At 33.9% G+C, this 13,048-nt stretch carries 12 protein-coding genes; 2 read left to right on the top strand and 10 right to left on the bottom strand.

Annotated features, from left to right (window positions below; all coding sequences use genetic code 11):
- Nucleotides 1–133: 133 nt before the first annotated feature.
- From lipB to HYN56_RS10375, 3 genes are all read right to left on the bottom strand, one after another.
- A complete protein-coding gene (gene lipB, locus HYN56_RS10385; protein WP_109192110.1) occupies nucleotides 134–832 on the bottom strand; it encodes a lipoyl(octanoyl) transferase LipB in 699 nt (232 codons plus the stop codon).
- A gap of 5 nt (nucleotides 833–837) precedes the next feature.
- On the bottom strand, nucleotides 838–1,590 hold the full coding sequence (locus tag HYN56_RS10380; RefSeq protein WP_109192109.1) for a hypothetical protein: 753 nt from the start codon (nucleotides 1,588–1,590) through the stop codon (nucleotides 838–840).
- A gap of 100 nt (nucleotides 1,591–1,690) precedes the next feature.
- Nucleotides 1,691–2,416: a hypothetical protein gene (locus HYN56_RS10375; protein WP_109192108.1), complete on the bottom strand. Its 726-nt coding sequence runs from the start codon at nucleotides 2,414–2,416 to the stop codon at nucleotides 1,691–1,693.
- 304 nt (nucleotides 2,417–2,720) lie between these two features.
- Here HYN56_RS10375 and lysS point away from each other — a divergent pair, with 304 nt between their 5' ends.
- Nucleotides 2,721–4,424: a lysine--tRNA ligase gene (lysS, locus tag HYN56_RS10370; protein WP_109192107.1), complete on the top strand. Its 1,704-nt coding sequence runs from the start codon at nucleotides 2,721–2,723 to the stop codon at nucleotides 4,422–4,424.
- Between the two features lie 89 nt (nucleotides 4,425–4,513).
- Here the strand turns inward: lysS and HYN56_RS10365 are convergent, their stop codons facing one another.
- Both HYN56_RS10365 and HYN56_RS10360 read right to left on the bottom strand, forming a co-directional pair.
- Nucleotides 4,514–5,110, bottom strand: coding sequence for a hypothetical protein (locus HYN56_RS10365; RefSeq protein WP_109192106.1), 597 nt, complete (start codon nucleotides 5,108–5,110; stop codon nucleotides 4,514–4,516).
- A 16-nt stretch (nucleotides 5,111–5,126) separates the two neighbouring features.
- On the bottom strand, nucleotides 5,127–6,128 hold the full coding sequence (locus HYN56_RS10360; RefSeq protein ID WP_109192105.1) for a 2-hydroxyacid dehydrogenase: 1,002 nt from the start codon (nucleotides 6,126–6,128) through the stop codon (nucleotides 5,127–5,129).
- A gap of 195 nt (nucleotides 6,129–6,323) precedes the next feature.
- Between HYN56_RS10360 and HYN56_RS10355 the strand changes: the two genes are divergently transcribed.
- Entirely contained in the window at nucleotides 6,324–6,764 is a 441-nt protein-coding gene (locus HYN56_RS10355; RefSeq protein ID WP_109192104.1) for a hypothetical protein, read from the top strand.
- Between the two features lie 47 nt (nucleotides 6,765–6,811).
- Here the strand turns inward: HYN56_RS10355 and HYN56_RS10350 are convergent, their stop codons facing one another.
- The 5 genes from HYN56_RS10350 to HYN56_RS10330 all read right to left on the bottom strand — a co-directional run bounded on the left by HYN56_RS10350 (nucleotide 6,812) and on the right by HYN56_RS10330 (nucleotide 12,983).
- Nucleotides 6,812–9,286 (bottom strand): zinc-dependent metalloprotease, encoded by a 2,475-nt coding sequence (locus tag HYN56_RS10350; protein ID WP_109192103.1) that lies wholly within the window; start codon nucleotides 9,284–9,286, stop codon nucleotides 6,812–6,814.
- Nucleotides 9,287–9,450: 164 nt separating this feature from the next.
- Nucleotides 9,451–10,737 (bottom strand): glutamate-1-semialdehyde 2,1-aminomutase, encoded by a 1,287-nt coding sequence (gene hemL, locus HYN56_RS10345; protein WP_109192102.1) that lies wholly within the window; start codon nucleotides 10,735–10,737, stop codon nucleotides 9,451–9,453.
- A 110-nt stretch (nucleotides 10,738–10,847) separates the two neighbouring features.
- On the bottom strand, nucleotides 10,848–11,750 hold the full coding sequence (locus tag HYN56_RS10340) for a glucosaminidase domain-containing protein (protein WP_109192101.1): 903 nt from the start codon (nucleotides 11,748–11,750) through the stop codon (nucleotides 10,848–10,850).
- Nucleotides 11,743–12,651, bottom strand: coding sequence for a 1-aminocyclopropane-1-carboxylate deaminase/D-cysteine desulfhydrase (locus HYN56_RS10335; protein ID WP_109192100.1), 909 nt, complete (start codon nucleotides 12,649–12,651; stop codon nucleotides 11,743–11,745). The genes HYN56_RS10340 and HYN56_RS10335 overlap by 8 nt, the downstream gene beginning before the upstream one ends.
- Nucleotides 12,648–12,983, bottom strand: a complete 336-nt coding sequence (locus tag HYN56_RS10330; protein WP_109192099.1) for a hypothetical protein — start codon at nucleotides 12,981–12,983, stop codon at nucleotides 12,648–12,650. The genes HYN56_RS10335 and HYN56_RS10330 overlap by 4 nt, the downstream gene beginning before the upstream one ends.
- Nucleotides 12,984–13,048: the final 65 nt, after the last annotated feature.

The raw sequence follows: 13,048 nt of genomic DNA, 5'->3' as shown, positions 1-13,048 counted from the left end.
TTTCTGTCTAAAAATAATTTTAGAATTACATCATCAACAATGTCATCCTTATCACGGAAACAGTCTTATTTTTCAAAATAAAAACCCGTTTCAAATGTTTATCTGAAACGGGTTAATTCTTTATTGGCATTTTTTAAACAAATTCTGCTTCGAAAAGCTCAGTAAAATGTTTGACAATTTTAGATTTTACTTCTTCTTCATCTACCTTTTCTACTCCAAGTTCGACGTTTAAAGATGTTACGCCTTTTCCTCGAATTCCGCAAGGAATTATATTATCAAAATAACCTAAATCTACATTGACATTTAAAGCAAACCCGTGCATGGTTACCCAGCGTGAAGCACGAACTCCCATAGCGCATATTTTACGTGCAAACGGAGTTCCAACACCTAACCAGACTCCTGTTTCTCCTTCGCTTCTGCCCGATTCTAAACCGTATTCTGCCAAAGTCAGAATAATAGATTCTTCCAATAGACGTAAGTATTTATGAATATCTGTAAAGAAATTTTCCAAATCAAGAATAGGATAACCTACAATTTGTCCTGGTCCGTGATACGTAATATCGCCACCACGATTGATTTTATAAAAAGTTGCTCCTTTGGCTTCGAGCTGTTTTTCGTTTAATAACAGATTCTCAAAATCGCCGCTTTTGCCCAAAGTATAAACATGCGGATGCTCTACAAACAATAAATAATTTGGAGTTGGCAGATCAAGTTCTTCTCTTCTGTTCCTGATTTTTAAATCGACTATATCTTTGAAAAGGTCTTCCTGATATTCCCAGGTTGATTTATAATCTTTATTGCCCAGATCCTGAAGTTGGATTTTTTTGTTCATTTTAATTATTTTTCAAACTCAACATCGAAGTTAAGTTTGTCTGGATTCTCCATATAATCCGTAAAAGAATATTGAATTGTAATTGATTTTCGATCGTCACTAAACAATGCATTTGGATTAGAGACTTTCTTGATCTTTTTAGGGAAATTATATTTGATAACATAATTAGACGAAGCAAACATCATTTTAGACATATCTGCCGTTGAATCTTTTTTGATCTCAGCTAGTTTTTGCTTATCAATTACGGCTTTTCTCGTAAATTTCTTTCCGTCGTAAGTATAACTTAGTTTACTGTTGTTATTACCAAAACCACTTCCTAACGGCCCGGCATTAGCTCCTCCTTCTAACTTTTGAAGCGTACTCGCCGTTTGTAGAATATCCTGTAGTTCGTTTACATTTTTAAAATCAGTGGCCATTGTCATTAAAAACTGTTTTTTCTCTGCACTCATTTTAGTCGTAACCACAAAATTCTCCAGTTTTTTCAATTCTTTTTGAGCTTCGGGTGTCATTTTGGCAATACTGTCTTTTTTCTCTTCAAATAGTTGTTTGAAAGTAAAAGTAGAATCGATATCTTTTTTGGCATCAGCTCCCATTTGGCTTCCAATTTGATCACCAGCCATTTCCATCAGAGCAGAACCATCCATATCTACAGAAAATTTTCCTGTTCCGTTTTCATTGATTGTAATGTTTTCGGTAAAAGTACAACTCGTTAAAGTTGCGATTAAAAAAGAAAAACTAAGTAATTTATATAATTTCATAAGAGTACAATTTTTCATCAAAGATACGAAGTTTTTTAGGTTCTGAGATTCTAAGATTGTAAGTTGATAAGATGCTGGGTTTTTCGACTTTCTTTTTATTCTATTCCAAAACTACTTCCAAATTTGTTATTTCCGGATCACGTAAACAATCCGACAATTTAAATTCTAATGTTAAAGATTTTTTATCTGAATTGATTATAGCTTTTGAATTGGAAATCGATTTTATCGTTTTTGGGAAATGATATTTCAAAACATACAATTGAGTCAGTTTTGAAGAACCATACTTTTTCTCAAAATTTTCGGCTTGCAATTTTGCTTTTTCTAATTCAGCTGTATTGATAATTGTGACTGAACGTTTGAATATTTTTCCGTCAAATGCATATCCTATTCTAAAATAATGTTCCTCTGCTGTTAAAGCATAATTATGCTGAATATCTGATGCATAATCTTCTGTCTTGAACAAATCCGGAATTTCGGATACTTCATTAAAATGAAGCGCAAAAACAGTTCGGAATTCTTTTTCATAAGAACTTCGTTTGATCTGTGTTTTTACATTGGCATATTTTTGAAACAACTGTTGTTCTTCTGGTTTATATTTCACAAAGTTTTCTTTGTATTTTTCAATATATTCTTTAAAAACATAAGTGGTGTCCTGAAATACATTTTCCTTAGAATATTCCTCACCGGCCAACTGCATATAACTATTCTCCTCTCTAAGTTGCTCTATTTCTATTGTGCCGCTTCCGTCTGAATGGATTGTAAGTGTTTCTGTAATTTGACAGCCTGTACATAAAATTATCAGCAATAAGATTGATATGTGTTTCATTTTTTCTTTAAAGACACTAAGGTTCTGAGAGGCTAAGATACTAAGTTTTTTTTCGTTTATTTCTTACAGAAACATTACAAATACACTCCGGCTAAAACCTCTTATGAAAACAAAAACCTCTTGTCTAGCCCCGATAGAAGCGGTATCCTTTTTCCTGCTTCTTTAGCAGGAAAAAGATACAAGCGGATAGCGGGACAAAACGTTCCTGAAAAACCTTAAATTTCTGCTACAAAAAACCTTAACAGTTTGAGTGGAAACTTGAAACAAAAATTTTATCTTTGCACACTTAAAAAAATAGCACAAAATGGCATTATCAGAACAAGAAATCATCCGAAGAGAAAAACTTCAAAGCTTACGAAGCTTAGGAATCAATCCGTATCCCGCAAATCTTTTTCCTGTAAATCATACTTCTAAACAGATAAAGGAATCTTTTGAAGAGGGTAAGAAGGTTATCGTAGCTGGTCGTTTGATGAGTGTTAGAGATCAAGGTAAAGCTTGTTTTGCTGAATTACAAGACAGTGAAGGACGTATTCAATTGTACGTAAATCGCGATGTTTTGTGTGAAGGCGATGATAAAACATTATACAACCAAGTATTCAAAAAACTTACTGACTTAGGTGACTTTATTGGTATTGAAGGTGAATTGTTTACGACTCAGGTTGGTGCAAAATGTATTCGTGTTAATGGTTTTACTTTCTTAAGCAAAACATTACGTCCGCTTCCGTTGCCAAAAGTTGACGAAGAAGGAAATGTACACGATGCTTTCAACGATGCTGAATTACGTTACAGAATGCGTTACGTAGATTTGACAGTAAACCCACAGGTTAAAGAAACTTTCCTTAAGAGAACTAAATTGTTCACTGCGATGAGAGAGTATTTTAACAATGCTGGATATCTTGAAGTAGATACTCCGGTTTTACAATCCATTCCTGGTGGTGCTTCGGCAAGACCATTTATCACGCATCATAACTCGCTTGATATTCCGCTTTATATGCGTATTGCAAATGAGTTATACTTAAAAAGATTAATTGTTGGTGGATTTGAAGGTGTTTATGAGTTCTCTCGAAACTTCCGTAACGAAGGTATGGACAGAACGCATAATCCTGAATTTACTGCAATGGAAATATATGTAGCCTACAAAGACTACAACTGGATGATGGATTTTGCTGAAGGTTTGCTTGAACATTGCGCGATTGCTGTAAATGGCACAAGCGAAGTTACTTTTGGCGAACACAAAATCAACTTTAAAGCGCCTTACGCTCGTGTAACAATGACTGATTCTATCAAACATTTTACTGGTTTTGATATTTCCGGAAAAACAGAACAAGAATTGTTTGAAGCTGCAAGAGGAATGGGAATCGAGGTTGACGAAACAATGGGTAAAGGAAAATTGATTGATGAGATTTTTGGAGCAAAATGTGAAGGAAATTATATTCAGCCAACTTTCATTACAGATTATCCAAAAGAAATGTCTCCGCTTTGTAAAGAGCACCGCGATAATCCGGATTTGACGGAACGTTTTGAATTAATGGTTTGTGGTAAAGAAATCGCAAATGCTTATTCTGAATTAAATGACCCGATTGATCAAAGAGAGCGTTTTGAAGATCAAATGCGTCTTTCTGAAAAAGGTGATGATGAAGCAAACGGAATTATCGATGAAGATTTCTTAAGAGCTCTTGAATACGGTATGCCTCCAACTTCCGGAATGGGAATTGGAATGGATCGTTTGATTATGTATTTAACAAACAACGCTTCGATTCAGGAAGTTTTATTGTTTCCTCAAATGCGTCCGGAGAAAAAACAAGCTCAGATCGAACTTTCTGATGAAGAAAAATTCATCATTGACTTGCTTACAAAAAATGAAAATAGAATGGATTTAACGCAACTAAAAATTACAGCTAACTTAAGCGGTAAAAAATGGGATGCTTCCATGAAAAACTTATCTAAACACGGTTTAACTAAAGTTGTTGTTGACGGTGAGTTTAAATTTGTGGAATTGGTGGGGTAAATTCCAAAATTTAAATTCCAAATTCCAATTTAAAATTTCTAATATTCAAACCCGACAGACTTAAAAAAGACTGTCGGGTTTCTTATTTCTTAAAAAGAATACTTCTCAAACTTCTTATCGCTAATATCCAAAACCTTTGTACTTCCTTTCAAAACATCTTTTTTCACAAGTTCCTGAACAGATGGATTGGACGGATATTTTCCACTTTTCATTTTTAAAAGATAAAACTTCCCTCCGCTTTCAAATATAAGATCGTAAAATTTTTCAGTTGAAGAAGTGGTTACATAAATAGGAAAATCGGTTACAGTGAATTTGTTAATTACACTTCCGTCATTATTCAAAATATAGCCAGAACAACCTCCGCTTCCGCAGAAATACGAATTGGAGAAACCAACAAAATACTCGTTTTTCTTATCGTTATTTAAATCAAATTCTTCATAATAAAAGTAACGATCGTCTTTTGTTAACGCGGGTAAATCACTTTTCAATAAAACATTCAATTGTTTTCTAATTAACGCAACTGCTTTATCGTCTCTTGGTGGTGCATCGCTTAAATCTGCCGTTCCTCCTATTGTTTTTGATAAAGTATCCTGAACAATCGTTTTGACAATATTTTTTGAATCCTTTTTATCCTGACAAGAATACAATGTCAGGATTCCGATTAGAATTAGAATTTTATTTTTCATAATCCAATATTTTAAATTACACTAACAACGCCGCCTTATTTTTGATATCGTTTTTCGCCAACAATGATTTAATATTATTAAAAGTCACTAAAGCAATCTGCGTCAAAGCTTCATTGGTAAAAAATGCCTGGTGTGCCGTTACCAAAACATTTGGAAAACTCATTAAACGCTGAATCGCATCATCCTGAATAATATCTGCTGATAAATCTCTGAAGAATAGTTTTTCTTCCTGTTCGTAAACATCGATTCCTAAATAACCTATTTTTCCTTCTTTCAAACCTTCAATAACTGATGCAGTTTCGATTAATCCGCCCCGACTTGTGTTGATAATCATAACACTATCTTTCATAAAAGAAATGGAAGTTTTATTAATCACATGTTTCGTTTGATCATTCAATGGACAATGAAGCGAAATAATATCACCTGATTTAAAAATCTCTTCTAAACCAACAAAAGAAACGCCGTCTTTTTTCATTTCTTCGCTTTCTACAATATCATAAGCCAGGACTTTACAGCCAAAACCTAATGCAATTTTAGAAAATGCTTTTCCGATATTTCCCGTTCCAATAATTCCAATTGTTTTTCCGAATAAATCAAAACCTAATAATCCGTTTAAAGAAAAATTTTGTTCACGAACTCTGTTGTACGCTTTATGTGTTTTTCTGTTTAAAGTCAAAATCATAGCCATCGCATGTTCTGCAACTGCCTGCGGAGAATATGCAGGAACACGGCAGACTTTTATATTGTATTTTTTTGCAGCTTCTAAATCTACATTATTAAAACCGGCACAACGTAAAGCAATGATTTTTACATTTTTTTCTGCTAATTGTTTGATAACTGTTTCGTTTACAATATCATTTACAAAAACACAAACAATTTCGCATTCTTCAATTAAAGCCACAGTCTGCGGATTTAATTGTGTTTCAAAGAAATCTAGTTGAAAGCCAAAATCTGCATTATATTTATTAAAGAATGTTTTATCGTAAGGCTGCGTAGAAAAGAAGGCTATTTTATTCATAAATGATTAGATTAAATTCTCAGTTTCAAATTTGTTTATACCTTAAAAATAAGAAATTATCTTCAATAGAGCAGAAATTAAACTATTAATCCACTACTTTTCAATCTGTTAAATAAATTATAAATCTAAATATTAGTTTAAACCATTTGAATTAGATAAAGTCTAATCATTATAAACAATAAAAGAAACTTAGATATGAAAAAATTATTTATTGCAGCTATGCTATTTATTGGAATAGCAAGTTTTGCACAAGACGCAGACCAAAATCCATCTCGTGAGCCAAGAGAAAGAATGACTCCTGAACAACGAAATGAAAAACAACTTAAAAAGTTAACTACAGAACTAAATCTGGATGCAAGTCAACAAGCACAAGTAAAACAGCTGCTGGCAGACAGAAGTGCTAAAGCTGAAAAATTCAGAGAAGCCCGAAAAGACAAAAAAGACAGCAGTACTAAACCAACTGCTGAAGAAAAAGCAGCTTTCAAAAAACAAATGGAAGATGAAGTAGCCGCAAATGATGCTAAAATGAAATCAATTTTAAAAGCCGATCAATATACTAAATGGAAAGCTTTGCAGGAAGAGAAAAAAGACAAAGCAAGAGAAAAAATGAGTGAGCACAGAAAAGATAAAATCTAATCTGATTTAAAAAAAAGAGGCTTAAATAAGCCTCTTTTTGTTTTTTACTATTTAATCGGATTCAATATCAAATCAATTCTTTTGATACAATCTTCGTAATGGTATTTTGTTTCCGTATTTACAGCTCCAGCTTTTGCTGTAACAATTGATTTTCTCAAGGTACTTAATTCTCCACGAACTAACGCTCTTAAATCAGATTGTGATACATTATAGTATATTGCAGATCTATCGGTCGATTTAATTTCTTCCGTCATTAAATAGGCCATTCTGTCAATGTAAGCGCGTTGTAAGTTTCTGCGATAAACCGTTACATTTGAAACAATTGCAGTTTCTTTCCAGATTCCCTTACGAATGTCTTTAAAGAAATCCAAAGCTTTGTAATTATCGCCGCTTAAAATTTCATTGTCCATTAATCTTCCAACTCTTCCTAAAGTCATTAAACTATAAAGCTGTCTTACCTGAAGATTTCTAAACTTTTCTGTATAACCGGCAAATTCGGTATTTTGTAAAGTTTTCGTATTCACAATCCAGGTTGGTGATTCAAAAGCATTTTTCTGAAGCCAGTTCATTGCTTCGGTCTGTTTGGCTTTTGGAACTACTTCATAAACGCTTCCTGCCTGATTGGGCTTTTTGGTATTTTCGTAAATTCCACCAACATTCGTAACCACATGCCCAACATAACGACTCCAGCAATCCAGTAATTCTTTATATAGTTCATCTAAATCTTCATAATTATTAGTGGCTGTACTTGTCCATTCGCTAAGATGACTTGCCACATATTCCAGATTTTTAAGTCCATACGAACTTGCTTTCATTGAATTATTTCCAATATCTTCTGTCTGCGAAGTAGGATCAAAAGCGCTACTTTGTTTCCCGAATTTATAAACAGGATTTCCTGCTTTTTCTAAAATCCATTTATCCAGAGTTGGAATTTCTGCTTCAGGAGATTTTGCAGTTGGAATAACTCTGTATCCCCAATTCAAAGCATAATGATCATAAGTTCCCATTTTTCGAATAAAACGAATGTTTTTATCTCCAGGCTGCGCAATATAATTGAAACGGGCATAATCCATTATACTGGCTGAAATTCCGTTTTGCTGCGTAAAATCTCCGTTTCTGTAACTTTCAACATCATAAGCACAGCTTGCTCCCATATTATGCGGAAACCCTAAAGCATGACCAACTTCGTGAGCAATAACCATTCGCATCATTTCGCCCATTTCTTCGTCACTAGTCTGTAAAGTTCTAGCTGAAGGATTTGCTGCTCCGGTTTCCAGTAAATATCTATTTCTATAAGAACGCAAATGATTGTGATACCAAATTACGTCGCTTTCTATAATTTCTCCGGTTCTTGGATCTGAAACACTTGGTCCAACTGCATTTCGGGTTGTACTTGCTACATATCGAATCACTGAATAACGCACATCTTCAGGACTAAAATCCGGATCTTCTTCTTTTGTCGGGGCATCTTTTGCAATTATGGCATTTTTAAATCCTGCCGTTTCAAAAGGTTTCTGCCATTCTTCAATTCCTTGTTTGATGTATTTTTTCAGTTTTTCAGGGGTTGCAGGATCTAAGTAATACACGATAGGTTTTATTGGTTCTACCAACTCACCTCTGTTATAAGCTTCCGGATCTTTTGGTTCTAATCTCCATCTTCTGATATAAGTTTTCAAATCAGATTTTAGTTCATTGCTTCCGTAATCGTATTGACTCACTGTAAACCAGCCCACACGCGGATCCGCTAATCTTGGTTTCATTGGAACTTCAGGCAGTAAAATCATCGACTGATTCATTTGTATACTAATGGATTCCGATTCTTCTAACATGGAAGGTTTTGAAGCATTATATGTCATGTCTTGAATTACTTCAATATTCATCGGAAAACTTTTCATTGCGGTAATAAAAGTTCTTGAATCATCCAAACCTCTTACTTTATAAGTGTCACGCATTTCTGCTGAAATTCCACTTATTGCTTTTACATCTGTACTGTAAAATTTAGTAACGTCAATAACTGTATTTGCTGAATCTTTACTAAAGGCAACAATATCAAAAGCGTATAAAGTAGGCTCATAATTATTAGCTTTAACCGAAATACTAATCGGCAAAGTATCATTAGCAACCGAATTATACGATTTTGATTTGATTAAGATTTTATCCTGAAAACGCTGCCAGACAATTAACTGCTCATTGGTTTCAGAACCTGCGTTAACATAACCTCCTCCTAAATTCGAAGGAAGTTTTGCCAGTCGGCTTACCAAAAGCATGTCTTTGTTTAAATATTTATTCGGAATTTCGAAATAATACTTTTTATCGACTTTATGAACGGTAAAAAGACCGTCGTCCGAAATGGCATCTTTGGTAATTACTTTATTATAATCTTTGATTGAAGATTCCGGTTTCTTTTCTGGTGGAGCTGCCGGAACCTCTTTTTGATCTTTTTTCTTTTTGCTCTGAGCAAATTGTTTTGAAGGAAATAGCGCAAAAACAGCTATCGTAGATAAAATGAAAAATTTCTTCATTTAACGTTGGTTTAGTTAGTTATTTGACAAACAAAAATAAATTTTACTTACAATCGTACAACAAAGCATGCTTGCATTAACTTTTTATTAACTAAAAAAAATCAGACCTAAAAAAAGGCTCAACTTATTAAAAGTGAGCCTTTCTGATTTATTATTTATTGATTCTAGAATGTTTTCGAAACTTTATCAATAGCATTAATTGTAAAATCTAAATCTTCGTAAGTCAGAGCGTCTGTAATAAACCACGTTTCATAAGCCGATGGCGCAATGTAAACACCTTCCTGCAATAATCCATGGAAGAATTTTTTAAATGTTTCATTGTCTCCTTTTGCAGCCGTTTGGAAATCCGTAACCGGATCTGCGTCAAAATGAACCGAAATCATAGAACCAACTCTGTTGATTGTAAACACAACATTATTCGCTTTTAAAACTCTGTGAATTCCAGCCTCTAAATAAGCTGTTTTTTCTTCTAAACGAGTGAAGATTTCTCTATCGCTATCCAAAGCTTTTAACATTGCTAATCCCGCAGCCATTGCTAACGGATTCCCTGATAATGTCCCTGCCTGATAAACTGGTCCAAGAGGCGCTAAATAGTTCATGATTTCTTCGCGCGCCGCAAAAGCTCCAACTGGAAGTCCGCCACCAATAACTTTTCCGAAAGTCACAATATCAGCATCAATTCCATACAATTCCTGAACTCCTCCGCGTGCTAAACGGAAACCTGTCATTACCTCATCAAAAATCAATAAGATTCCATTTTCGGTACACAAGTCTCTTAAACCTTGCAAGAAACCTTCTTTAGGCACAATACACCCCATATTTCCGGCTACTGCTTCGATAATAATTGCTGCGATTTCTCCTTTATTCGCTTCCACCAATGTTTTTACGTTTTCTAAATCATTGTATTTTGCTAACAAAGTATCTTTTGCAGTTCCTTGAGTAACTCCCGGACTATTTGGCGAACCAAAAGTCACAGCACCGCTTCCCGCCTGAATCAGGAATGAATCAGAATGTCCGTGATAACAACCAGCAAATTTGATAATTTTATCTCTTTTTGTAAATCCGCGAGCCAAACGAATCGCACTCATACAAGCTTCTGTACCTGAATTTACAAAACGTATTTTATCAATATTTGGAACCATAGAAACTGCCAAAGCTGCAATTTCTGTTTCCAGTTCTGTAGGCATTCCAAATGAAGTTCCCAGTTTTGCTTTTTCGATTACAGCATCAACAACCGGCTGATAAGCGTGACCTAAAACCATTGGTCCCCAAGAGTTGATGTAATCTATTAATTTGTTTCCGTCTTCATCATATAAATAAGCACCTTTAGCACTTTTAACAAAAATTGGAGTTCCACCAACCGCTTTAAATGCTCTTACTGGTGAATTTACTCCTCCCGGAATTACTTTTTCTGCTTCAGCAAAAAGCTGACTACTTCTTTTATATAACATTCTTATTTTTGATTTTAGATTTCAGATTTTAGATTCACTGAAAACTTATTTTTTTGGATTTTTAGATTGTTTGAAAACTGAGACTGAACACTAAAAAAACTGAGCACTGATTACTTAACTTTCAACCTCTGCCCGATCGAAATGGCATTATCAGTTAGATTATTTTTCTTTTTTAAATCTTCAACCAATAAATTGAATTTCTTTGAAATCGAATATAGTGTATCTCCTTTTTGAACCTCATATAGATTCGGATCGTATTGATTCATATTGATCTTTGGATCAGAAGCGACATCATAAGATGATTTTTTAGGGGGAGCCGTCGAAGTATTAATCGGCACATAATTTCTTCCTGTAACCTGACAATCATATTGATGCAGATTGTATCTTTCAATATAACTAATTAACTTATCCGGATATTTTGGATCTGTTGCATAACCGCAGGCTCTAAGTCCTTTTGCCCAGGCTTTGTAATCGTCTTTTTCATAAGTGAACAAAGACTCATATCTCTTCTTACCAACCAAAAACAAAGCGTGATCTCTGTAAGATTCTGAGGCCTGAGGATATTTTCTAAAACATTCCTGAGCGGCATCATCATCATGACGAACACTTTCGCCTAACCAGTCTTTATGACATTTTATTCCGAAATGATTATTAGCTTCTAAAGCCAAATCTCCTCTACCCGCACCCGATTCTAAAATTCCCTGAGCCAGAATAATACTCGCCGGAATTCCATAAGTTTTCATGTTTCCCATTGCAATGTCTTTGTATTGCAAAACATAATTATTGATCAAATCGCTGGTAACAACTGTTTTTGATGTAGATTGAATAACCTCAGTTGTGTTATTTGTAGAAGGATAATTTTTGCCAATTGGTTTTACTGGAGTAGTTCTTTTTGCTGCTGCCGTTCTGGTTTGAACTGCTGCCGCTTTTTTAGTCGTCGCGATTGCAGGCTTACTGGAAGAGCAGCTTGCTAAAGCTAATATTACGACAAGTAATACAATTTTTTTAATCATTGGTTTTGAGTATTGGTAATTTTTTCTGCTTCAATTTTATATTCATTCCATCAATTCCCTGTAATCCACCAGTATGAATGAGTAAAATTTTTGAATGTGCGGAAAAATAATTTTTGCTGATTAAATCTATAACGCCAAAAACCATCTTTCCTGTATAAATTGGATCTAAGGGCACTTTTGTCTTTTCGAAAAAAGAATTAATAAATTCAATTAATTCTAAATTTATCTTGCCGTAACCTCCAAAATGATAGTCAGAAATTAAATTCCAGTTATCTTTTTTTGCAAAAATACGAATTTCATCTTTTAAAAAGTCACCTTTTAACGCCGGAAAACCCAAAATCTTCTGATTTGGCAATGCACTCTTAATTAATCCAGAAATCGTACCACCTGTTCCAACTGCACAACAAACGTAATTAAAAACTGAATCTTCATCTGTTAAAATCTCTTCACAACCTTTTACAGCCAATTCATTTGTCCCGCCTTCTGGAACCAAATAGAAATCTCCAAACTTGTTTTTCAGCTTTTCTATAAAAGAGGTTTCATTCTTTAAACGATAGTCTTCTCTCGACACAAATTCAAACTGCATTCCGTTTTCCTGAGCAAATTTCAAGGTTGGGTTTTCTTGGATTTTATCCAACAATTCGTCTCCTCGAATGATTCCAATTGTTTTAAAACCTTGCTCTTTTCCTGCATAAGCAACAGCAGCAATATGATTGGAAAATGCGCCTCCAAAAGTCAGTAAAGTATTTTTGTTTTCGGCTTTCGCCTGAAGTAAATTGTATTTTAATTTTCTAAATTTATTTCCCGAAACAAACGGATGAATTAAATCTTCACGTTTTATGGTCAAAGAAATAGCATTTGGAAAATCAATATTTATAGGTTGATTAAAAACTGGATTCATTTTGATTTGATATAATGTAGAAACTGAAAAAAAGATCGGTTTTTCAAATAATTTAAGTCTCTTTCTTTAGCGTAAGCTTCTCTTTCAAAACTAATATTTCGATAGGCCAAAGCACCATTTTTATATTGAATAAGACGAATGAGATATTCTAAAAAATACCAAACAAAAAACGGAATCACTAAAAGTTCTAATTGTTGTCTTAAATGAATTTTTTCATGATTCACAAAAACTTCATTGGTCTTATCAAAATCATATTTTGCAATTACGAAAGGAAATACAGCCATTCCCCTATATCCTTTTGGAATTAAATATTTGACAACAATCAGAAACATTGGCTGTAAAATTTATAAATTTGTAACTATAAAATTGTTCGATTTCAACAAAATCACAATCAAAT

It is taken from the genome of Flavobacterium crocinum (genome assembly GCF_003122385.1).
In the GTDB taxonomy this organism is placed as follows: Bacteria; Bacteroidota; Bacteroidia; order Flavobacteriales; family Flavobacteriaceae; genus Flavobacterium; species Flavobacterium crocinum.
The sequence above is the reverse complement of the archived record's forward strand: the minus strand, read 5'-3'. Positions and strand labels throughout refer to the sequence as shown.

Coding starts and splice junctions, on each gene's coding strand:
- HYN56_RS10360 (WP_109192105.1), bottom strand. CDS start 6,128: ATGAATAAAATAGCCTTCTTTTCTACGCAGCCTTACGATAAAACATTC.
- lysS (WP_109192107.1), top strand. CDS start 2,721: ATGGCATTATCAGAACAAGAAATCATCCGAAGAGAAAAACTTCAAAGC.
- lipB (WP_109192110.1), bottom strand. CDS start 832: ATGAACAAAAAAATCCAACTTCAGGATCTGGGCAATAAAGATTATAAA.
- HYN56_RS10340 (WP_109192101.1), bottom strand. CDS start 11,750: ATGATTAAAAAAATTGTATTACTTGTCGTAATATTAGCTTTAGCAAGC.
- HYN56_RS10355 (WP_109192104.1), top strand. CDS start 6,324: ATGAAAAAATTATTTATTGCAGCTATGCTATTTATTGGAATAGCAAGT.
- HYN56_RS10335 (WP_109192100.1), bottom strand. CDS start 12,651: ATGAATCCAGTTTTTAATCAACCTATAAATATTGATTTTCCAAATGCT.
- HYN56_RS10380 (WP_109192109.1), bottom strand. CDS start 1,590: ATGAAATTATATAAATTACTTAGTTTTTCTTTTTTAATCGCAACTTTA.
- HYN56_RS10330 (WP_109192099.1), bottom strand. CDS start 12,983: ATGTTTCTGATTGTTGTCAAATATTTAATTCCAAAAGGATATAGGGGA.
- HYN56_RS10375 (WP_109192108.1), bottom strand. CDS start 2,416: ATGAAACACATATCAATCTTATTGCTGATAATTTTATGTACAGGCTGT.
- HYN56_RS10350 (WP_109192103.1), bottom strand. CDS start 9,286: ATGAAGAAATTTTTCATTTTATCTACGATAGCTGTTTTTGCGCTATTT.
- HYN56_RS10365 (WP_109192106.1), bottom strand. CDS start 5,110: ATGAAAAATAAAATTCTAATTCTAATCGGAATCCTGACATTGTATTCT.
- hemL (WP_109192102.1), bottom strand. CDS start 10,737: ATGTTATATAAAAGAAGTAGTCAGCTTTTTGCTGAAGCAGAAAAAGTA.